Annotated in this window: 22 protein-coding genes; 5 read left to right on the top strand and 17 right to left on the bottom strand. The window is 65.8% G+C overall.

All coding sequences use genetic code 11. The features are described 5' to 3' along the window. Positions 1 to 2 precede the first annotated feature (2 nt). From G9Q80_RS17550 to G9Q80_RS17540, 3 genes are all read right to left on the bottom strand, one after another. Positions 3 to 2,015 (bottom strand): methyl-accepting chemotaxis protein, encoded by a 2,013-nt coding sequence (locus G9Q80_RS17550; protein WP_157903808.1) that lies wholly within the window; start codon positions 2,013 to 2,015, stop codon positions 3 to 5. A 133-nt stretch (positions 2,016 to 2,148) separates the two neighbouring features. After that, the gene (locus tag G9Q80_RS17545) at positions 2,149 to 3,039 is read right to left on the bottom strand and encodes a DMT family transporter (protein WP_088714790.1); all 891 of its coding nucleotides are present in this window, start codon (positions 3,037 to 3,039) and stop codon (positions 2,149 to 2,151) included. Between the two features lie 57 nt (positions 3,040 to 3,096). Continuing rightward, complete coding sequence (locus G9Q80_RS17540) at positions 3,097 to 3,780, bottom strand: cupin domain-containing protein (RefSeq protein WP_088714789.1); 684 nt, start codon at positions 3,778 to 3,780, stop codon at positions 3,097 to 3,099. Between the two features lie 154 nt (positions 3,781 to 3,934). Between G9Q80_RS17540 and G9Q80_RS17535 the strand changes: the two genes are divergently transcribed. Continuing rightward, positions 3,935 to 4,543: a 3'-5' exonuclease family protein gene (locus G9Q80_RS17535; RefSeq protein ID WP_088714788.1), complete on the top strand. Its 609-nt coding sequence runs from the start codon at positions 3,935 to 3,937 to the stop codon at positions 4,541 to 4,543. A 111-nt stretch (positions 4,544 to 4,654) separates the two neighbouring features. Here G9Q80_RS17535 and G9Q80_RS17530 read toward each other — a convergent pair whose 3' ends face one another. The 9 genes from G9Q80_RS17530 to G9Q80_RS17490 form a co-directional block, all read right to left on the bottom strand. Next, positions 4,655 to 5,764 carry a site-specific DNA-methyltransferase gene (locus tag G9Q80_RS17530; RefSeq protein WP_043141145.1) on the bottom strand — a complete coding sequence of 370 codons (1,110 nt, stop codon included), beginning with the start codon at positions 5,762 to 5,764 and terminating at the stop codon, positions 4,655 to 4,657. 88 nt (positions 5,765 to 5,852) lie between these two features. After that, positions 5,853 to 6,482 carry a ribonuclease HII gene (gene rnhB / locus G9Q80_RS17525; RefSeq protein WP_043141142.1) on the bottom strand — a complete coding sequence of 210 codons (630 nt, stop codon included), beginning with the start codon at positions 6,480 to 6,482 and terminating at the stop codon, positions 5,853 to 5,855. 43 nt (positions 6,483 to 6,525) lie between these two features. Further along, positions 6,526 to 7,650 (bottom strand): hypothetical protein, encoded by a 1,125-nt coding sequence (locus G9Q80_RS17520; RefSeq protein WP_088714787.1) that lies wholly within the window; start codon positions 7,648 to 7,650, stop codon positions 6,526 to 6,528. 91 nt (positions 7,651 to 7,741) lie between these two features. Then, positions 7,742 to 8,071 (bottom strand): hypothetical protein, encoded by a 330-nt coding sequence (locus G9Q80_RS17515; RefSeq protein ID WP_043141140.1) that lies wholly within the window; start codon positions 8,069 to 8,071, stop codon positions 7,742 to 7,744. A 170-nt stretch (positions 8,072 to 8,241) separates the two neighbouring features. After that, positions 8,242 to 8,547 carry an ATP-dependent Clp protease adapter ClpS gene (gene clpS, locus G9Q80_RS17510; protein WP_069208226.1) on the bottom strand — a complete coding sequence of 102 codons (306 nt, stop codon included), beginning with the start codon at positions 8,545 to 8,547 and terminating at the stop codon, positions 8,242 to 8,244. Between the two features lie 186 nt (positions 8,548 to 8,733). Continuing rightward, a complete protein-coding gene (groL, locus tag G9Q80_RS17505) occupies positions 8,734 to 10,377 on the bottom strand; it encodes a chaperonin GroEL (protein WP_043141135.1) in 1,644 nt (547 codons plus the stop codon). 70 nt (positions 10,378 to 10,447) lie between these two features. Next, a complete protein-coding gene (locus tag G9Q80_RS17500) occupies positions 10,448 to 10,759 on the bottom strand; it encodes a co-chaperone GroES (RefSeq protein ID WP_043141133.1) in 312 nt (103 codons plus the stop codon). A 146-nt stretch (positions 10,760 to 10,905) separates the two neighbouring features. Continuing rightward, entirely contained in the window at positions 10,906 to 11,526 is a 621-nt protein-coding gene (locus tag G9Q80_RS17495; protein WP_088714786.1) for a DedA family protein, read from the bottom strand. Then, entirely contained in the window at positions 11,519 to 11,863 is a 345-nt protein-coding gene (locus G9Q80_RS17490; protein WP_074623099.1) for a hypothetical protein, read from the bottom strand. The genes G9Q80_RS17495 and G9Q80_RS17490 overlap by 8 nt, the downstream gene beginning before the upstream one ends. A gap of 154 nt (positions 11,864 to 12,017) precedes the next feature. On the opposite strand from G9Q80_RS17490, the gene G9Q80_RS17485 reads away from it, so the two are divergent. Continuing rightward, positions 12,018 to 12,947 carry an L-lactate dehydrogenase gene (locus G9Q80_RS17485; RefSeq protein WP_088714785.1) on the top strand — a complete coding sequence of 310 codons (930 nt, stop codon included), beginning with the start codon at positions 12,018 to 12,020 and terminating at the stop codon, positions 12,945 to 12,947. Between the two features lie 81 nt (positions 12,948 to 13,028). Beyond that, positions 13,029 to 13,946: a DMT family transporter gene (locus tag G9Q80_RS17480; protein WP_223306195.1), complete on the top strand. Its 918-nt coding sequence runs from the start codon at positions 13,029 to 13,031 to the stop codon at positions 13,944 to 13,946. Here the strand turns inward: G9Q80_RS17480 and G9Q80_RS17475 are convergent. Further along, complete coding sequence (locus G9Q80_RS17475; protein WP_088714784.1) at positions 13,943 to 14,617, bottom strand: DUF2161 domain-containing phosphodiesterase; 675 nt, start codon at positions 14,615 to 14,617, stop codon at positions 13,943 to 13,945. The two genes, G9Q80_RS17480 and G9Q80_RS17475, sit on opposite strands and share 4 nt — an antisense overlap. A gap of 53 nt (positions 14,618 to 14,670) precedes the next feature. Between G9Q80_RS17475 and G9Q80_RS17470 the strand changes: the two genes are divergently transcribed. Together G9Q80_RS17470 and G9Q80_RS17465 are read left to right on the top strand one after the other, a co-directional pair. After that, positions 14,671 to 15,696 carry a TraB/GumN family protein gene (locus tag G9Q80_RS17470; protein WP_088714783.1) on the top strand — a complete coding sequence of 342 codons (1,026 nt, stop codon included), beginning with the start codon at positions 14,671 to 14,673 and terminating at the stop codon, positions 15,694 to 15,696. A gap of 77 nt (positions 15,697 to 15,773) precedes the next feature. After that, positions 15,774 to 15,956 carry a hypothetical protein gene (locus G9Q80_RS17465; RefSeq protein ID WP_074623097.1) on the top strand — a complete coding sequence of 61 codons (183 nt, stop codon included), beginning with the start codon at positions 15,774 to 15,776 and terminating at the stop codon, positions 15,954 to 15,956. Positions 15,957 to 15,991: 35 nt separating this feature from the next. Here the strand turns inward: G9Q80_RS17465 and G9Q80_RS17460 are convergent, their stop codons facing one another. The 4 genes from G9Q80_RS17460 to coaBC form a co-directional block, all read right to left on the bottom strand. Beyond that, positions 15,992 to 18,013, bottom strand: coding sequence for a M3 family metallopeptidase (locus G9Q80_RS17460; RefSeq protein WP_088714782.1), 2,022 nt, complete (start codon positions 18,011 to 18,013; stop codon positions 15,992 to 15,994). 101 nt (positions 18,014 to 18,114) lie between these two features. Beyond that, positions 18,115 to 19,167, bottom strand: coding sequence for a HesA/MoeB/ThiF family protein (locus tag G9Q80_RS17455; RefSeq protein ID WP_088714781.1), 1,053 nt, complete (start codon positions 19,165 to 19,167; stop codon positions 18,115 to 18,117). Further along, positions 19,167 to 19,637, bottom strand: coding sequence for a dUTP diphosphatase (gene dut, locus G9Q80_RS17450; protein WP_088714780.1), 471 nt, complete (start codon positions 19,635 to 19,637; stop codon positions 19,167 to 19,169). The genes G9Q80_RS17455 and dut overlap by 1 nt, the downstream gene beginning before the upstream one ends. Positions 19,638 to 19,641: 4 nt before the next feature. Next, entirely contained in the window at positions 19,642 to 20,889 is a 1,248-nt protein-coding gene (gene coaBC, locus G9Q80_RS17445; RefSeq protein ID WP_088714779.1) for a bifunctional phosphopantothenoylcysteine decarboxylase/phosphopantothenate--cysteine ligase CoaBC, read from the bottom strand. Between the last annotated feature and the right edge of the window lie 42 nt (positions 20,890 to 20,931).

Genomic DNA, 20,931 nt, shown 5'->3' with positions numbered 1-20,931 from the left:
CCTCAGAAATCCTTCCACAGGGCATCGTCACCAACGGCCTTCTTGTAGGCCGGTGCCGGCTCCGGCGCGGTTTGCTCGAAATTGTCGATCTCCTCGACCTCCACTTCGACGGGTGACGGCTCCAGGTCTTCAGCAGCCCAGCTGCCATGCACCAGGGTTTCCGTGTCCGGGATCATGTCACCATAGGCATCGTCCGCATCGTAGGGCGCGGGGTCTTGGTCCTGTTCCAGGACAGGCGCCTCCGGCTCGACGCTGTCCACCGTGTATGGCTCATCTGCCGGCTCTTCCCAGGTGTTCGCGGCAACGGGCAGATCCCGGACAGAGAACCGCGCCAGGACATCGGACAGGCGCGTGGCCTCGACACGCAGTTGCTGGCTGGCGGCATTGGTCTGGCTGACCATCGCGGCGTTCTGCTGTGTCACCTTGTCCAGTTCACCCACGCCGACATTGATTTCCTGCACGCCGCTGGCCTGGTCACGGGCCGAGGTCGCGATACCAGAGACCATTTCGGACACTTCGGTCACGCTTTGCACGATATGGGTCAGGGTTTCGCTGGTCTCCTGGACCAGCTTTTCACCGTCTTCCACCTGCTTGCTGCTGTTCGTCACCAGTTCCTTGATCTCGCTTGCGGATTCCGATGCGCGCTGCGCCAGCCCCCGCACCTCGGAGGCGACCACGGAAAAGCCCTTGCCGCTCTCGCCGGCGCGCGCGGCCTCGACCCCCGCGTTCAGGGCCAGCAGGTTGGTCTGAAAGGCGATGTCGTCGATGACGGTGATGATCTGCGAAATCTGGTCAGAGGACTTTGCGATCGACCCCATCGCCTCAAGCGCCCTTGCCATGACCTCGCCGCCCTGCTCCGCCCGGCGACGGCCTTCGACCACCTTGGTATCGACCTCCTGCGCCCGGGCCGAGGCCGACTGCACGCTGGCTGACAATTCGTCGAGCGCAGCGGCCGATTCCTCCAGCGTTGCCGCCTGAACCTCGGAGCGGCGCGACATCTCGTCGGACATGCTGGACAATTCGTTGGCGTTGCTCGCAACCGCGTCGGCGCTTTGCCGCAGCGAGCCGACCAGATCGTCAAGCGTGTCGGCCAGGCTGTTGAAATCGGCGCAAAGCTGCACGTAGCTGTCCCCGAGATCGTGCCATTCACCCTCGTCGATACGATTCTGCAGATCGCCGCCGCGCAATTGGCTCATCGCGGCACTGAAGGCCTGGAACAGGTCCACCCGTCGGCCATTCTCGGCGACCATACGCTTTTCGGCGGCGTCCGCAGCCAGCAGCTTGGCCCTCAGATCCTCGAGGTTGCGCGAGATCATCCCCACCTCGTCGGCCCGCGCGGTATCGGAAAGCTCGAACTCGTAGTCGTGCTGGGCAAGGCGCCGGACAGCGTCGCGGGCGCGCTGGATCGGCAGGGACAAGGACCGGCCAAAGATGAAAGCCAGGATGAGCGCAACCGCCACCACCAGCCCGTTCCCGAGCAGCTGCTTGATGTCGGAGGCCGCGGCCACGGTAGCAGCCTCGGTTTCCAGCTGCGTCACATCGGCGGCCAGGGCATCGGTCATCGCCAACAGCTCGCTGCGGGTTTCCTCCAGCGAGGGCAGAATGGTCCTGTAGGCAAAGGCCTTGCGGTCGAACAGGGTCAGCCCGGCCAGCGTCTCGACCTCACCGTCCAGGGCGGCCAGCCGTTCGGCCATTTCAGCCAGGCGGGTCGCCATTTCGGGGCGCTGCGCCTCGGACACGCGGGTGTCGGCAAAGCTTGTCCGCACCTCTGCAAAACGGTCGGACATGGCCGTCAACTCGGCCCGCATGTCCGCCATCTTGGCGTCATCGCCGGCAACGAACAGCATCATCGCCAGTTCCGCGCTCTGCATCCTGTTCGTGAGGTCGCCCAGAAGCCGGCTTTGAGAGAACATGTCGGAAGTGTGGTAGAGCTTGGCCGTGAGTTCGGATTTCACCGTCCAGGAAATGACCGAGAGTACCAGCAGTGTCGCGATAAAGGCCGATGCCAGCAGCATCACCTGAATTCGGATCGAAAACCTTCCCATGAATCGCCCTCACATCTGTTTTGCGGGCAAATTGCCCACGCGTCAGAGCGGGTGTAGCGGGGAGCAGGTAAACAAAACTTTCCGCAGCGGCGGAATTTCACATTCAATTCTTGGCAGTTTCGCGGCCGGAGGCGGGGATCTTGGCCAATTGCACCGCCAGGATGCCGGCTGCGATCACGGCCACACCCAACAGGTCGAGCGGTCGCAGCGCCTCGCCCAGGAAGGCTGCGGCGATGGCCACGCCCAGGAACGGGTTGAGAAAGTGGAAGGTCGCGGAACGCACCGCACCAATGCGGTTGACCAGCAGCACCCAGACAAAGGTCGCCGCCAAGCCAGGCACCAGCGTGGTATAGACAAAGGCCGCGATCAGCGAGGCAGACCAGTCGATCTGCACGGTCTCCAGCGTCAGGGCCGGCACCCAGAGCACCGCACTGCCGATCAGCATCTGCAGGCCAACCACCATCATGAAGTTCCCGCCCGAGGTCGCCCCGCGCAGCGACAGGGTGGCAACGGTCAGCGCGATGACGCCAAGAACACAGAACAGCACACCCACCATGTCCAGCCCGCCGCCGAACCGCGCGCCCATGATGATGGCCACGCCCGCCATGCCGGCGACCAGCCCGAACAGCGCCTGCGGACGCAGGGTCTCTCCCAGGAACAGCCACCCGGCCAGCGCCACCAGCAGCGGCATTGTCGAGGCGATGATGGCCGCCAGAGAGGCCTCGACCGTCTGCATGGCGACGAAGTTCAGCCCCAGGTAGAGCGCGTTCTGGCAGACCCCAAAGACGATCGTCGCACGCCATTGGCCCCGGGTCAGCCGCCAGCTCTGCCCCATCGCCCAGGCGATCGCCACCGCCAACAGACCCGAGATCAGGAAGCGCAGGGCCAGCGCCGAGAGCGGCGGGGCCGCCGCAACGATGATCCGGGCAGAGGTGAAGGCCGAGGACCACATCACCGCGAAGGCGAGGCCCATCAAGATCGCGCGAATATCCATGCCAAAGCATTAGGCGCTTTCGCGGGCGACCGAAAGACCGCTCTGCGCGTGCCCGCGCTACTCTGCCGCCCGGCTCCCGTCCGCGACGGCCGACAGGTGGCCGGTCTTGATATAGAGGAGACAACCGTCGTCCGAAAAAGGCGCGTGGCCGGAACCGTCGGGGCTGCGGATCCAGCTGCCAGCCGGATAGCTGCCGTGTTCGTCCTGCAACCGCCCCTCGATCACATAGACCTCTTCCCCGCCGCGGTGCGCATGGGGCCCCAGCCGCGTACCCGGCGCAAAGCGGACGATCCGAACGCGTTCCCCGGGGACGTCATGGACCAGCAGCTGACTCAGGCCCGGCGCCACGTCCTCGAACGCCGCAGCCTGCGTGGCGACGGCCTTCTGCTCGGTATCGGCGGCATCGAACTGGCACAGCTTGACCAGGATGGTCGCGCCGTCTGGGCCGATATGAGGCGTGTGCGCGGTGCCGATCGGGTTACGAACATAGCTGCCGACCGGGTAGTCCGCGTGCTCGTCAGAGAACACGCCCTGCAGGACCAGGAATTCCTCGCCGCCGCCATGCGTATGCGCGTCGAACTGGCTGTTCGGCGCGAAACGGACAATGGTCGTGGCGCGGGCCACCTCGTCGCCGATCCGGTCCAGCATCATCCGCTCTACCCCGTTGGCGGGCGAAGGACGCCACTGGTAATCCTCGGGCCGGATCACCACCCGTTTCGAGAAATCGGCATTCAGTTCCATCTCGCGCCTCCTGCGGCTGATCCCCGTGCAGACCCTGTGCACCCCAATCTAGCCTGTCCACCCCCACTGACCAGCCTTGGCGCGCAAATCCCGTTGAGGCCTGCCGGTTCCGGGACTAGCGTGGCGCCAGTTTCGTTTAGGTGGAGTGGATTGGATGAGTTTCGCCCTGATTTTCGATTGTGAGTTCCTGACGGCCGAGGGGTCCCCCTCGCGTTTCTGGTGCGGGCCCTACGATCCCGACCCCGTCGTCGCCCAGATCGGCGTGGCCAAGTTGGGTCTGGACGGGGACTTCCCGTTGCTCGACACGCTGCGGCTGTATGTGACCCCCCGTGACCGGCAGGGCGCGCCCTGGCAACTGGACCCGTTCTTTACCCGTCTGACCGGGATCACCCAGGAACAGATCGACACTGAGGGCCTGCCCCTGGCCGAAGCGCTTGCCCGGACGCGGGACTTTGCAGGGAACAAGCGGCTGTGGTCCTGGGGCAAGGACGAATTCAACATGGTCGCCATCAGCTGCTACATCGAAGGCATCCCCGCGCCCCTGCCCGCCTCGCGGTTTGGCAATGCCTGCGACCTGCTGCTGAAGGCCGGGATGCCCTACGAGGATCTGCGGCAGACCCGCAGCGACCGGCTGGCCGATTACTACAAGCTGGACCACCCGCCGCTGCGCGGCCACGATGCCTTGGATGACGCGCTGTCGGTGACCTATGTCCTGCAACACCACCTGCGGCAAAACCGGCTGACCGCATCGGATTTCGGCTGAGGCCGGGACAGAAAAATGCCCCGCCTGCCAAAGGGCAAGCGGGGCCAGTTCGTGCCGCGGGCTATGCGCGGCATCGGCGGTGTTCATGGTGATTTCGGGTAAGGGTCAGTCCTACCGTTCGGCCATTTCAGACCGGATCTGCTGGCGCAGGACGTCGATCGGCACGGTCTTGCCGTCACGCTTGAAGCACCAGTAGGTCCAGCCGTTGCACGAGGGCGCACCTTCGAGCTTGGCCCCCACCTGGTGGATCGAGCCCTTGACGTCATTGCCCACCAAGGTTCCATCGGCGCGCACCTTGGCCCTGTGGCGGCCGTTCATGCTCCACAGTTCCTCGCCCGGGCGCAGCATGCCGCGTTCGACCACCTGGCCAAAGGGCACGCGCGGCTCGGCGCGTTTCGAGGCGCTGACCTCCAGCGCGACCTTGTCAAAGGCCCGCACGCTGGCGATGCGCTTTTCCGCGACGTCGCGATAGGCGGCCTCGCGTTCGATCCCGATCCAGTCACGTCCCAGCATCTTGGCCACGGCGCCGGTCGTGCCGGTGCCAAAGAACGGGTCAAGCACCACGTCACCCGGGTTGGTCGAGCCGACCAGCACACGGTGCAACAGGGAGGTCGGTTTCTGCGTCGGATGCGCCTTGTCGCCGTTGGCGTCCTTGATGCGTTCCCCGCCGTTGCAGATCGGCAAAACCCAGTCGCTGCGCATCTGGATGCCTTCGTTCAGCGCCTTCAGCGCCTCATAGTTGAAGGTGTATTTCGCGCCTTCGCCCTTGGACGCCCAGATCATCGTCTCATGCGCGTTGGTGAACCGCTTGCCACGGAAGTTCGGCATCGGGTTGGACTTGCGCCAGACAACATCGTTGAGAATCCAGAATCCGGCGTCCTGCAACGCGGCCCCGACCCGGAAGATGTTGTGATAGGAGCCGATCACCCAGATCGCCCCGTCGGGCTTGAGCAATCGGCGCGCCGCTGCGAGCCAGTCTTGGGTAAACTTGTCGTAGGCGGCAAAACTCGAAAACTGGTCCCAGTGGTCATCTACCGCGTCCACCTGGGAGTTATCCGGTCGATGCAGCGCACCCTTCAACTGCAAGTTGTAGGGCGGATCGGCAAAGATCAGGTCCACCGAAGACTCCGGCAGGCTCTGCATCACCTCGATGCAGTCCCCGGACAGGATCGTGTTGATAGGGAGCGCATCTGCGCCCGTTACCTTGGTCATCGTCGTCATTCTCTGCCTCTGTCCCGCGGCGCTTGTGCGCTCATTGGTTGGGCAAAAGATGAGTCAAAGGTGATTCGCGGTCAATTCTATTTTTGAATCAGTCACTTGTGTTTTTCGCTTGCCACAAGATATCGCGCACGGGGGCGAAGGAACGTCTATGATATGGGGTCACCCCCAAATCTCGGAGTGCAGATTTGTGACACTTCGTCGGGTAGCCTGCGTTTGTTTCCCAGCCGTATCCGGGAAACTGTGTCGCGGCCTCCTTCATGACATTATCGCGCCAAGTTTTCGCCACAATTGAGGCCGCCGCAATGGATGGAGAGCGCCCGTCCCCGCCCACGACCGGGGTCGCCGGGCAGGGCAGATCCACCGGAAGGCGATTGCCGTCGATCAGGAGATGGTCGGGCACGACCGGCAGATCCGCCACCGCGCGCCGCATCGCCAGCAGGCTGGCCTGAAGGATGTTGAGCGCGTCGATTTCCTCGACGCTGGCCACGCCAAGCCCCACCTGCGCGCTTTGGCGCAACAGGGGCGTCAGCAGGTCCCGCCGCTTCGCTGTCAGTTTCTTGGAGTCGTTCAGCCCCTCGGGGATCGAGGCGCGGTTCAGGACGACCGCTGCGGCCACCACGGGCCCTGCCAGCGGTCCGCGTCCCACTTCGTCGACCCCGGCCACGCAGGTACATCCACGCGCCCAGAGCGACTCTTCCAGTTCCATCGTCAGTCCCATGTCCCGGTTGAACCCGAAGGCCCGCCCCGAGGCAAGCCCGGGATCAGTCCGCCAGCCGCGACAGGATCGGCAGGCGTTTCGACAAGACCCCGGCGCCTGCCGTCAGGATAGCCATCACGACGATCCAGCCCAAGAAGGGCACGAGTCCGATTACCGCCGTCAGCATGGCCCCGACAAACCCCGCCAGGACCCGAAAGATCCAGGACTTGGGCAGAGAGAATGCGGCACCAATTACTGTGGCGCCCAGGCCGTAGGCGCCCACCACGAGGCCCGCCAGCCCCAGCGCCAGCGCCGCCAGCCAAAAGAAGGGCGTCAGCAGGGCGCCGATCAGGGTCAGCGCCACCAGCACGCCACCGCCCAGCAAGACCGAAAGCCCAAGGAACCCCGACAGCACATTGCGGAAGGGGCGCGCAGCCAGGTCATCGGCAAAGCCCCCCATCGCCCTGGGTGCGATCAGGGCCGCCATCGCGGCGATCAGGCCGATGATGACGCCCCAGGTCAGGTAGTCGGCGGCTTCATCGGCAAAGCTGCGCTTGTCGCCGCCGCCGGGATGCTGGAAGGCGCCGCTGACGCGCTTGAACCGCAGCTTGACACGAGTGATCCGTTCCGCCGGCACCACCTCCTCGGGCACCAGCAGCGTGCCCACCTCTTCCTCGTACAGAGTCAAGGTGCCGTCGATCCGGGCGCCGGGCCCGAAGGTCAGTTCGCGGGTCGAAATCACCGCGTCGCCCGCCACCGGGGCGTCCAGTTCAACGATCTCGCCGTTCAGGATCATGCTTTCGCCGATCGGGGCCGTCACCGAAACCTCCGAACCGAAGGCCCGCAGGTCGCCCCCAACCGGGGCGTCGACCGTGATCGTGTAGCCCGCCACCGCGGCATCACCGGCCACCGCGCCCTCGATCCGGACACGCTGACCCGCCGCATAGAGGCTTCCGCCCAGGTCGGCCGCGATATCGACCCAGCGTCCCGCCATATGCGCGTTGCCGGTGATCGGCGCGGCCAGCCGAACCCCTTCGCCCGCCAGGAAGGCATCGTCACGGCCGTCCTCCCCCATGCGAACGGACTGGCCCGCCTTGTAGACGTCGTTGCCCAGCACGGCCTCTTCGTCCTGCGCCAGGGCCGGAACGGCCAGCATCAGGCTCAGGATCACCAGCAGATTCTTCAACATGCGCAAACTCCCTGCCGCATCGGGCATCTTCCGGGCGACGCATCACCACAGACACCCTGCGCTGCCTTAAAGCGCGGGTCAGGGAGCAGGCTCAACCCTTTTTGGTATCGGTTGCGGTGGCTTCTTCGTCCAGCAGGGCCGAGATCAGGGACAACACAGCTTCTTCCTCGGACACCTTGCGCGACGAGATCCACATTTCCAGCCGCGCGCGTTCCTCGCAGCTGAGCTGGACAAGGATCGGACGACGGTCACCCGAAGAAACGGTTTTCTCCCAGCCGATCCCGGCATCCAGGGCACGGCGCAGGGTCTGGCGCACTAGATAAGCCAAGGGGACATGCGCCACGGACTGGCGGACAAGCGCCTTGCGCAGGGGCTCCGGCAGCCCCAGGACAAGGGCTTTTCTCGCATCGCGCCGACTCATGGCTTCCTCGTTATCGTATTGAGAGAGTCTAACAGATTGCAGGCCCGCGACGAGCCCCGATCTCGTGAAAGTTGTATGCGCGCCCGGCCTGCGGCGGCAAGTCGGAACGCGCCGGACCCGTTCCCGAATACGGCAAAGCGACGGCAGGGAACAGGGGTGGTGCGGCTTTTCTATTCTTCTCGCTCGGTGGTGAAGGTCAGCGGATAGCCCGCCGACTGGCCTGCATCATTGCCCTGCTGCGCCTTGGTTTCGGCCACTTCACGGGTAAAGACGGCCACCACGCTGGCACCCCGCCGATGCGCGGTCAGCATGACGCCCAGCGCCTCGGACTCGGTCATGCGAAAGATACCCTTCAGCACCGCCACCACGAAATCGCGTGGGGTGAAATCGTCGTTCAGCAGGATGACCTTGTAGAGCCTGGGCCGCTCGGTCCGGGTCTTCTTCTCGGTCTTGGGCGGCGCTGCGATCCCGCTCATGGCGCATCTCCCCGGCTGACGGTCGCCGTCAGGCCAGAGTGACAGGTCCCCCTGTCCCGGTCCAGTCCATCCCAGGAAACGAACAGGGGCGCCCGAAGGCGCCCCTGCGTGATCTGATGGCGGTGCGGCAGATGGCGTATCCCCGCCTGCCGCCCGGCTGGCCTCCCCGAAGGGAAAGCAGCCGTATTACATCATGCCACCCATGCCGCCCATGTCGGGCATGCCGCCGCCGGCGCCTGCGCCTTCTTTCTGCGGCTTGTCGGCCACCATCGCTTCGGTGGTGATCAGCAGGCCGGCAACCGAGGCTGCGTCTTCCAGAGCGGTGCGGACAACCTTGGCCGGGTCGATGACGCCGAACTTGAACATGTCGCCATATTCATCGGTCTGCGCGTTGTAGCCGAACTTGAGGTCGTCGGATTCGCGGACCTTGCCAGCCACGACCGAACCGTCGACACCGGCGTTCTCTGCGATCTGGCGCAGCGGAGCTTCCAGCGCCTTGCGCACGATCGAGATGCCTGCGTTCTGGTCGCTGTTCGCGCCGGTCAGACCGTCGAGCACCTTGCCACCCTGAACCAGGGCCACGCCGCCGCCGACGACGATGCCTTCCTGCACGGCTGCGCGGGTCGCGTTCAGAGCGTCGTCCACGCGGTCCTTGCGCTCTTTCACTTCGACTTCGGTCATGCCGCCAACGCGGATGACGGCCACACCGCCGGCCAGCTTGGCCACGCGTTCCTGCAGCTTTTCACGGTCGTAGTCGCTGGTGGTTTCTTCGATCTGGGTGCGGATCTGCGAAACGCGCGCTTCGATCTCGGCCTTCTCGCCAGCACCGTCGACGATGGTGGTCTCGTCCTTGGTGATCGTGACCTTCTTGGCGGTGCCAAGCATGTCCATCGTGACGTTTTCCAGCTTCATGCCGAGGTCTTCGGAGATGACCTGGCCGCCGGTCAGGATCGCGATGTCCTGCAGCATGGCCTTGCGGCGGTCGCCGAAGCCCGGTGCCTTGACGGCTGCGATCTTCAGGCCGCCGCGCAGCTTGTTGACCACGAGGGTCGCCAGCGCTTCGCCTTCGACGTCTTCCGCGATGATCAGCAGCGGCTTCTGCGACTGGATCACCGATTCCAGCAGCGGAACCATCGGCTGCAGCGACGAGAGTTTCTTCTCGTGCAGCAGGATCATGCAGTCTTCGAGATCTGCGATCATCTTGTCGGGGTTGGTGACGAAGTAGGGCGACAGGTAGCCACGGTCGAACTGCATACCTTCGACGACGTCGGTCTCGGTCTCGAGGCCCTTGTTCTCTTCGACGGTGATGACACCTTCGTTGCCGACCTTCTGCATCGCGTCAGCGATCTGGCGGCCGATTTCGGCTTCGCCGTTGGCCGAGATGGTGCCGACCTGCGCAACTTCGTCCGAGTTCTCGACGGTGCGGGCAGCGTTCTTGATCGCGTCCACGACCTTGGCGGTGGCCAGGTCGATGCCGCGCTTGAGGTCCATCGGGTTCATGCCGGCGGCAACCGCCTTCATGCCTTCCTTGACGATGGCCTGGGCCAGAACGGTCGCGGTGGTGGTGCCGTCACCGGCTTCGTCGTTGGTGCGGGAAGCAACTTCCTTCACCATCTGCGCGCCCATGTTCTCGAACTTGTCTTCCAGTTCGATTTCCTTGGCGACAGACACACCGTCCTTGGTGATGCGCGGGGCGCCGAACGACTTGTCCAGAACCACGTTGCGGCCCTTGGGGCCCAGGGTCACCTTGACCGCGTCGGCCAGGATGTTGACACCCTTCAGCATCTTCGTGCGGGCGTCGGTATCGAATTTCACGTCTTTTGCGGACATTTATCTTCTCCAGTAGACAGATGGGGTCATATCAGGGGGCCGTCGGGCCGCCCTCGATCACGACAGGCGTTCAGGCCGCGGCTGCGGCTGCGTCGTCCGTGATGATGCCCAGAATGTCGCTTTCCTTCATGATCAGCAGCTCTTCGCCACCGACGCTGACTTCGGTGCCGGACCACTTGCCGAACAGGACCTTGTCGCCCTCTTTCACGGCCATCTCGATCAGCTCGCCGCTGTCCTTGCGTGCACCTTCGCCACACGCGACAACCACGCCTTCTGCCGGCTTTTCCTTGGCGCTGTCGGGAATGATCAGCCCACCAGCAGTCTTTTCGTCGCTCTCGACGCGACGGACCAGCACGCGGTCATGAAGCGGTTTGAATGCCATCTTCGAGTCTCCTAGCTCAAAGTTACTCCCGTGAGGTCCCCCGTCGTGGGCAGACCCCGTTATCACTCACACCAGGCGAGTGCTAACGGCGCTGAGGTAAGGAATGGCATGGCGCGAGTCAACAAGAGCGTGACAGAAATTTATCGTCAATCGGCCCTGGCCGGACGGGAACCGGCCCTCCGGCGGCGCAACTTGATCCCCAGCGCCAGCGCAAATGCCGCCGCCACAGCCAGCGCCGAAACCAGTCCGCCCCAGTCGCTGACCACCTCGGCCACGCGGTCGATCTGGGTCCCGAAGGCAAAGCCCAGGCCGACATAGGCCGTCACCCAGATCGTCTCTCCCGCCGTGTCCCAGAGGGCGAACCGCCAGCGCGACAGACCCAGCGACCCGGCAACGAGGTTGACCCAGGGACCAAGCGGCGCCAGCAGCCAGGTCGACAGGAAGACACCGACACCGCCCCGCGCTTCGACCACCGCCTCGCCCCGGGCGATCAGCCTGTGCCGCCCGGTGCGACGCGCCACCCATCCCAGGAAAGGCTGTCCGCCCCAGCGCCCGACCTGGAACCCGGTGTTGTCGCCGGCCAGCGCGGCCAGCCAGCCCGAGAGCCAGACCTGCCACAGCACAAGATCCCCCGCCGCCGCAAAGGCCCCCGCTGCCAGCATCACCAGCGAGGTCGGCACCGGCACCGCAAGGCAGGACACGAAGGCAGAGCCCGCCACCACCCAGAGCCCCCAGGCAGACACCAGTTCGAAGGCCCAGTCACTCATCCGGATGCGCCATGCGCCAGGCGGCAATGGCCGCTTCCAGGTCGTCGATCAGCACCTGTACCGGAACGCCGCGCTCCGCCGCCATACGCTCCAACGGCCTCGGGCCTTCGCCGTCCGGCACCATTTGCAGGGCCTCGATCACCACCTCGCGCGGGACGTCCCAGCTCATCGCGACAAAGCGGGGCGACATCCAGGCCGCGATGGGCATGTCCTGATGCCGGGGATCTGCCCAGTACAGCATCCCCGAGACCAGCCGAACGGCAAAGACCGCCGCCACCAGCAGCGCGACGGTCAATCCCGCCGTCAGAAAGGGCGCCTCGCGCCACAACCGTCGCATTCCCCGCCTCCTGCATGATTGCCCACAGCCTAACCCCAACCTGCCACCTGACGCAGCAGTGACACGCCGCCGCGCACAAATTCCGTCGCAGCGTTTGCCCTTCGGGCGGGCGCGTCCCTAGGCTGGCCATAGGTCAACACGGGGGAATCGCGCCATGAAACTGGGAATCATCGGCAGCGGCATGGTCGGCGCCGCCGCCGCCTTTGCCTGCACCCTGCGCGGCGCCGCCTCGCGCATCGTGCTGGTTGACATCGACACGGCCCGCGCCCGGGCCGAGGCCGAGGACATCGCCCATGCCGCCCCTTTCGCCGGGGCCACCCAGATCGACGCGGGCGACTACGACGACCTGGCCGGTTCCGGCATCGTGATCCTGGCCTGCGGTGTCGGGCAGAAACCGGGGGAAACCCGGCTGGAGCTGCTGGGCCGCAATGCCGCCGTGTTCCGTTCGGTGGTCGGTGAGGTGATGCGCGTCTGCCCCGATGCGATCCTGCTGGTCGCCTCGAACCCGGTCGATATCATGGGACAGATCACGCAGGTGCTCTCGGGCCTGCCACCGGGGCGCGTCATCGCCTCGGGCACGATCCTTGATACCGCGCGCTTTCGCTGGCTCTTGGGCCGTCACCTGGGGATCGCGCCCCGGTCCGTCCATGCCTACGTCCTGGGCGAACATGGCGACAGCGAGGTGCTGGCCTGGTCCGCCGCCCGTGCCGGGTCCATCTCCGTACAGGGGTTCGCCGAACAGGTCGGCGCGCCGCTGACGCCCGAGGTCCGCGACCGGATCGATAATGGCGTGCGGCGCGCCGCCTATACCATCATCGAGGGCAAGGGCGCGACCTGGTACGGCATCGGCGCCGGTCTGGCCCGGATCGTGTCCGCCATCGCGCAGGACGAGGGCGCGGTGCTGACCGTCTCGACCCTGGGAGACGTCATGGGCGTGCAGGACGTCGCCTGTTCGGTGCCCCGGGTGGTGGGCGCGCAGGGCGTGACAGAGGACCTGGTGCCCGACCTTTCGCCAGCCGAGGCCGACGCCCTGCGCGCCTCGGCCGAGATGTTGCGCGATACCGCTGCCGCCGTGCCGGTCTGAGCCCCCCTTTCATGTCGCCGCCAAGAGGTCTAGGCTGCCAGGCAATGCGCAAGCCGCGCAGTCCCCAGCCAAGAGCTCCCCATGCCAGCGCCCACCGTCGCGCCCTTGCGCAGTGCCCCGCCGCCGTCGCGATCCGACAATCTACGCGGTATCGTCCTCATGCTGTCGGGCTTTTTCTGCTTTGCCGCCTGCGACGTGCAGGCCAAGTTCCTGACCGACAGCCTGCATCCGGCTCAAGTGGTCTGGTTCCGCCAGATCGGGCTGGCGCTCGGGGTGCTGGTCCTGATCGCACTGCGTGGTCCGCATATCCTGCGCTCGCGGCTGCCGGGCCTTCAGATCATGCGCGGGCTGACGGCGGTCTGCTCTGCCCTCTGTTTCGTCCTTGCGGTCAGCTTCGTGCCACTGGCGGACGTCGTGGCCGTGACGTTCATCGCGCCCTTCGTCGTCACCGTCCTTGGCGCGGTCGTTCTGCGCGAACCCGTGGGCGTCCGGCGCTGGGTCGCTGTGGGCATCGGGTTCGTCGGTATGCTGATCGTGATCCGCCCTGGGATGGGCGTTTTCCATCCCGCCATCGGCTTTGCCGTGGCCGCCGCCGGCTTCTTTTCGCTGCGCCAGGTGCTGTCCCGCAGCCTCAGCGGGACGGATTCGGTGATGACCACGGTCGCCTATACCTCGCTCACGGCGATCACCGTGGTCAGCCTGACCTTGCCCTTTGTCTGGCGCACGCCGGACGGGTTCGGGCTCTGGCTCATCGTGGCGGGCCTCGCCGTCACCGCCGCCCTGGGCGAAATCCTGGTGATCCGTGCCCTCGACATCGCGCAGGCGGTTGTCGTCGCGCCGATGCATTACTCGCTGATCATCTGGGGCACGTTTTACGGCTACGTCGTCTTTTCGGATCTGCCCGACGGCTGGACGCTGCTGGGCTGCGGGATCATCGTAGCCTCGGGGCTGTATACGCTGCACCGGGAACGGCTGGCAGCCAAGCGCGGCACGGACTAACGTCCGACCTCCCAGCTGTAGGCCCAGTGTTTCAACCCCTCGCGGCCGGTCTCGGTCAGGGCGTAGACGCCTTTGCCCTGACGTTCGAACCAGCCATAGTGGTTGTCCCGCATGATCCGCGTGGCCATCGCAACACCGGTGGCGCTGGCCACGTCGCGCCCGCGACAAGCCCCGTGTTCGGCCAGATGCGCCGCACAGGCCAGCGAATCCTGACGATAGCCGGTCACGATGCCGTGCCGCGTCGCCCCGCCCTCGTTCGGATCGCCGCGCAGCCGCTCGAAGGCGCGCAGCAGCTTGGCCGCCTTGGCCTTGTTGCGCCGCGGTACATAGGGGCCGGGATCGCATTGCACCTCGACCGTGCCATCCGCGCGCACGGTGATGAAACCCAGGCCAAGACGGCGGCACATGGCAAGGTTGTCCTTCAACGCCCTTCGCGTGCTGGGCCCGGTCGGGCGCGGCACGGCGATATAGACATGATCGCTGACCGACAGCCGGGCACAGGCCTGGTGATACAGCGACAGGGTGATCCGCAATTTCAGCTCGACGATGACGGGCGGCTCGTCATCGCGCAGGGCGACAAGGTCCGCCGCGCCGACCTCTCCCTTGACCGTGTAGCCCTGCGTTTCCAGCAAGGCCTTGACCGGCGCATATAAATCGCTCTCCCGTTCCATCCCTGCAGTCTCTGCGCGGGGCTTCCCCTTGTCCAGAACCTGCCCGCCGGACTATGCACAAGGGGCCCAAACCGGAAAGCGAACCCATGCGCCTGATCCTGATCGCCCTGACCCTTCTGGGCCTCTGTACCGCCCCGCTCTACGCCAGTTGCCAGGGGCGCGACCTGATGGGTACGCTGACCGACAGCGAAAGGGCACGCTTCGAGGATCAGCTTGCCGCGACGCCCTATGCCCAAGGGAACCACTGGCGCGCCACACGCGGCGACCAGACCCTGCACCTGGTCGGCACGCTGCACCTGGGCGACCCGCGCATGGACGCCCCGGCAGAGCGGCTTGCCCCGCTGGTCGAAGGCGCGGACCTCTTGTTGCTGGAAATGGCGGCGCCGGAAAAAGAGGCGCTGGAAACCGCGCTGAAAACCCGGATGGACATGTTGCTGCTGCCCGACAGCACCCTGCCCGAACTCCTGCCCGAAGACGAATGGAACCGCCTGTCCCAGGCAATGCGCCTGCGCGGGATGCCACCCTTCATGGCCGCCCGGATGCGTCCCTGGTATGTCTCGATCCTGCTGGCGATCCCGCCCTGCATGACCGCGCAACTGGCCGAGGCCAACGGGCTGGACGCCCGTCTGGAACGCGCGGCGCTGGCGGCCGGCGTGCCGACGCAGTCGCTGGAACCCTATGAAACCGGGTTCGCAGCCTTCTCGGACATGCCCCTGGACACGCAGCTTTTGATGGTCCGGTCCGCCCTCAGCACGCCCGAGGATGGCGAGAACCTGTTCGAGACCATGCTGACCGCCTATTTCGGCGAGGCCCACGCCGCCAGCCAGATCGTGCTGGAGGTGCTGTCGCCCCGGCTGACGCCGCTGACGCCCGCGGAAAACGCCCAGGTCTTCGAAGTGCTGGACGATGCGCTGATTTCCGGCCGCAACCGCGCCTGGATTCCGGTCCTGACAGAGGCACTGGACAACAGCGAGGGCTATGTCGTCGCCGCCTTCGGCGCCGCACATCTCGCCGGAGAGCACGGCGTGCTGCAACTGCTCGAGAACGAGGGCTTTGCGCTGGAGCGGGTGCCGTTCTGAGCTGATCGGACCCAGATCAAGGACATCCGTCCTCAGCACCGTTTACCCTGCCGCCGATCCGCAAAAAGGAGTCGGCAATGAATCTCAGGGCGAAACGAAAGGAATTGCAGGGTGTGAACGGCGCTCTCGGGCTGGTCGCCGGGTTGGGCGGCTACATCGGGAACCTGTATTCCTACGGGCTGGCCACTTTCCTGATGCTGGCCATCTGGATCGTCGGAGCCACCGTGATCAACCTTCTGACCGACCCGCCCGAGAAATGAAAAGGGCGCCGCGCGTCGCGGCGCCCCTGCCATGATCAGGCCGCCAGCCCGCGCCCCTTCAGCAGCGCCTCGACCCCGGGCATCCGGCCCCGGAATTGCATGTAAAGGTCTTCGGCCTCCACCGATCCACCACGGGACAGGATGAACCGTTCCAGCTTTTGCGCGGTTTCCGGATCGAAGGCCCCGCCCGCTTCCTCGAAGGCCTCGAAGGCGTCCGCATCCATGACCTCGGACCACATGTAGCTGTAATAGCCAGAGGAATAGCCGTCCCCGGCAAAGACATGGGCGAAATGCGGCGTCGCATGGCGCATCACGATGGCGCGCGGCATGCCGATGCTTTCCAGAACCTCCGCCTGTTTCTGCATCGGATCGGCAGGCGCCGCGCCGGAATGGAACTCCAGGTCCACCAGCGCCGAGGCGACGTATTCCACCGTCTGGAACCCCATGTCGAAATTCGCCGCCTTCAGCACCTTGTCCAGCAGCACCTTGGGCATCGGCTCTCCGGTCTCGGCATGGGTGGCGAATTCCGCCAGCACCTCCGGCACCTCCAGCCAATGCTCGTACAACTGTGACGGCAATTCGACGAAATCGCGCGCAACGGACGTCCCGGCAACAGATCCGAATTCCACATCCGACAGCATCTGGTGCAGCGCGTGGCCGAACTCATGGAACAAGGTGCGCGCATCATCATAGGACAAAAGCGCGGGTTTGCCCGCCGACGGCTTGGCGAAGTTGCAGACATTGACCACGATCGGCGTCTTTTCCTGGGGCCGTTTCGCCTGCATCCGAAAGGCCGAACACCAGGCGCCGGAGCGTTTCGAGGACCGCGCAAAATAGTCCCCGATAAAGACCGCAACGTGTTTCCCGTCCCGTGTCACCTCGAAAGCGCGGCAATCGGGATGGTACATCGGCACCCCCAGCGGCGCGAACTCCAGCCCGAACAGGCGGTTGGCGCAGGCAAAGGCCGCCTCGATCATCCGGTCAAGCTGCAGGTAGGGCTTCAGCTCGGCCTCGTCGAGATCATGTTGCGCCTTGCGCCGCTTTTCCGCGTAGTAACGCCAGTCCCAGGGTTCCAGCGGCCCCGGTATGCCATCGGCGTGCAGCATCTGCTCCATCTCGGCGGCATCCTTCAGGGCCGCCGCCTTTGCCGGTTCCCAGACCGCCATCAACAGCTCACGCACCTTGTCGGGCGTGCCCGCCATCTCGGTCTCCAGCTTGAACCCCGCGAAATCGGCATAGCCCAGCAGCTTGACCCGCTCCTCGCGCAGCTTCAGCACCTCGCCCGCGATCCCGCGGTTGTCGGTCTCGCCGCCGTTCTCTCCGCGCATCACCCAGGCCCGCCAGGCCTTTTCGCGCAAGGCGCGGCGCGGCGAGAATTGCAGGAAGGGCACGATCAGCGACCGCGACAGGGTCACCACCGGGCCGCCCGTGCCTGCCGCCTCACCGGCGGAACGCGCCGAATCCACGACAAACTCCGGCAGGCCTTCAAGATCATCCTCGGCAAGCTCCATCGACCAGGCGGATTCGTCCTTCAGCAGGTTCTGGGTGAACTGCGTCCCCAGAACCGCCAGCCGCGACTTGACCTCTTTCATCCGCTCCGCCGCATCGCCTTCCAGCGCCGCACCCGCACGGACGAAATCGCGGTGCGTCAGGTACAGCACCCGCGCCTCTTCCTCGGAGAGGTCCAGCGCCTCACGCTGGTCCCAAAGATCCCGGATGCGGGCAAAGAGCGCCGCGTTGGAATAGATCGCCGAGGAATGCGCCGACAGCCTGGGGCTGAAATCGCGCTGCAATTCCTGCCGCTTGTCGTTGCTGTCTGCCCCCGCCAGGTTGAAGAAGGTGCCCAGCACCCTGTCCAGCGCTGCGCCCGATCCTTCCATCGCCAGGATGGTGTTGTCGAATGTCGGTGCCTCGGGATTGTCGGCGATCGCCTCGATCTCGGCCAGGTGCGCGGCCAGCGCCTCGTCCAGCGCCGGGGCAAAATCCTCGTCCGAGATATCGGCGAACGGCGCGATGCCAAAGGGCGTGTCCCAGTCGACAAGCAAGGGGTTTGTCATATGGCTCTCTCCTGTGTCGTTGCGGCAAAGCTAGGCGCCCGCGCCGCCCGCTTCAATCGCAACAAGGGTTTCTCCGGACGTGAACCCGCGTAGGGCGGGGTTCACCCCGCCGTCCCGCCACAGACCGGGCAATCCTCGCGGCGCTTCAATGTGATCTTGCGGGTCTCGCTCCAGAGCGCGTCGTAAATCAGCATCTCGCCCCGCAACACGGCCCCCGCGCCGGAGATCAGCTTGATACATTCGACCGCCATCATGCTGCCGACGACGCCCGGCAAGGGCCCCAGCACCCCGGCCACCGCACAGCTCGGCGCCAGCCCCGGCGCCGGGGCCTCGGGGAAGATGCATTGGTAACAGGGCCCGGAATGGGTAGGATCAAAGACCGACACCTGCCCTTCCCACTGGCTGAGCGCCCCGGAAATCAGCGGTTTGCCCGCCGCCACGCAGGCCCGGTTCACCAGGTAACGGGTGTCGAAATTGTCGGTCCCGTCCAGCACCACGTCATATTCTTCCAACAGCGCCGAGGCGCTTTCGGCATCGAGCCGCCGCCTGTAGGGGCGCACCGCGATATAGGGGTTCAGAGCCTCCATCGCCGCCTGCGCGGAAAAGACCTTGGCCATACCGATGCGCGCATCGGTGTGGATCACCTGCCGCTGCAGGTTACCGCTGTCCACCTCGTCATCGTCGATCACGCCGATGGTGCCCACACCCGCCGCCGCCAGGTACAAGAGCGCCGGAGAGCCAAGCCCCCCCGCACCCACCACAAGCACCTTCGCCTCTTTCAGCCGCTTCTGCCCCGGACCACCCAGCTCGCGCAGCACGATATGCCGGGCATAGCGTTCCAGCTCCCCCTCGCGGAACTTCGACGGATCGGGCGCCGGCGCCTCTGCCGCCTCCTTCCGGACCGCGCGCGCCTTCAACCGGCGGAGGCCCAACGCATAGGCAAATCCCAGCACCACGAAGCCGCCCAGGATCAGCCAGAGCGCCGCGCTGCCACCCGTCGCCTCGCGCAGGGGATGGCCTGGGGGCAACACCACCTGCACCATCAGCACCACGATATAGAGCAGGCCCAGCATGTAAAAGCGCGCCACTTTCGGCACCTTCATCAGGTGCCCGATGCCCCAGATCACCGCAGCCAGCGCCAGCACGAATACCATCAGCCACGCCCCGTCGACCCGAAACCGCCCGCGCCACGCGCGGTCTCGTCCAGCGGCCCTTCCCGAAACACCGCCCGCACCACCGGCGCCACAACCATCTGCGCGATCCTGTCGCCGTGGGCGATCACGAATTCCGTCCCACCCGCATTCATCACGATCACCCCCAGGGGACCGCGATAATCGCTGTCGATGGTCCCCGGCGTATTGGGCAGGGTAATCCCGTGTTTCAGCGCCAGCCCCGAGCGCGGACGCACCTGCACCTCGAACCCGTCCGGAATCGCGATCCGCAACCCCGTCGGCACCAGCACCCGCGCCCCCGGCGCCAAGACGATTTCCCCGCGATCAGGCAGGTTGGCTCGCAGGTCCGCCCCCGCCGCGCCCGGCGTGGCATAGCGCGGCAGTCCCAGTCCCTTGTCCGCCCCCGCAACCCAATCGAAGGCAATCGCGACCTGTGCTTCTTCTTGGTTCAAATACCTAAACTCCGCCCGTGCCACGCGCACCGTCCCAGGGCCCCGGCGCCCGCGGGGAGACACCCAGCGCCTCGGCGATCCGTCCCGCCAGTCGCGCGCCCACCTCGCGTTTCGACGCGCGCGGCCAGGTCTCGGCGCCCCCCTCCGAAATCAGGACAACCGCGTTCTCCGCCCCGCCCATGATCCCGGTCGCCGGCGAGACATCATTCGCTACGATCCAGTCACAGCCCTTTCGCGCGCGTTTCGCCGTGGCATTGGCGACCACGTCATCCGTCTCTGCCGCAAAGCCCACCACAAGCCGGGGGCGCCCTTCGGCAAGCTGCGACACCTCCGCCAGGATGTCGGGGTTCTCGGCGAACTCCAGCACCGGCAACTTGCCCCCCTGCTTCTTGATCTTCGACCCCGAGGCGCTGGCCACGCGCCAGTCCGCCACCGCCGCCGCGAATATCCCCGCCTCGACCGGCAGCGCGCCCAGGACCGCCGCGCGCATCTCACGCGCGCTTTCGACCTCGATCACCTCGACACCCGCCGGGCGCGGCGCCTCGGCGGGTCCGGTGACAAAGACCACCTCGGCGCCCATGTCGCGCAGGGCCTCGGCGATCGCCGTGCCCTGTGCCCCGGACGAGCGGTTGGCGATATAGCGCACCGGGTCGATGGGTTCATGGGTGGGGCCGGAGGTGATCAGGATACGCCGCCCGGCCAGCGGACCGTCGGAAAAGAAATCCTCGACCGCAGCGACGATTTCCATCGGTTCGGCCATGCGGCCCGGCCCATGTTCGCCGCAGGCCATGTCGCCCGCGTTGGGGCCGACGACCCGCACTCCGTCGCCGCGCAGAACCTCCAGGTTGCGCTGCGTCGCGGGATGTTCCCACATCCGCAGGTTCATGGCCGGGGCAATCATCACCGGCGTGTCCGTCGCCATCAGCAATGTCGTGGCCAGGTCATCCGCGTGGCCGCCCGCCATCTTCGCCATCAGGTCGGCGGTCGCGGGCGCCACCACCAAGAGGTCCGCCACGCGGCTCAGCTGGATATGGCCCATCTCGGCCTCTTTCGTCAGGTCAAAGAGATCGCGGTGCACCTCTTCGCCCGCAAGCGCCGAAACCGACAGCGGCGTCACGAACTGCTCGGCGGCACGGGTCATCACCGGCGTGACCGCCGCGCCACGCTCGCGCAGGCGCCGGATCAGGTCGAGGCATTTGTAAGCCGCGATCCCGCCCCCGATGATCAGAAGAATGCGTTTCCCGTTCAGCATGGCCCCGCCCCACTCGCTTTGATGCGGTTGTAAGCCCAGCCG

This window comes from Mameliella sp. LZ-28 (assembly GCF_012274245.1).
Taxonomy (GTDB): domain Bacteria; phylum Pseudomonadota; class Alphaproteobacteria; order Rhodobacterales; family Rhodobacteraceae; genus Antarctobacter; species Antarctobacter albus.
The sequence above is the reverse complement of the archived record's forward strand: the minus strand, read 5'-3'. Positions and strand labels throughout refer to the sequence as shown.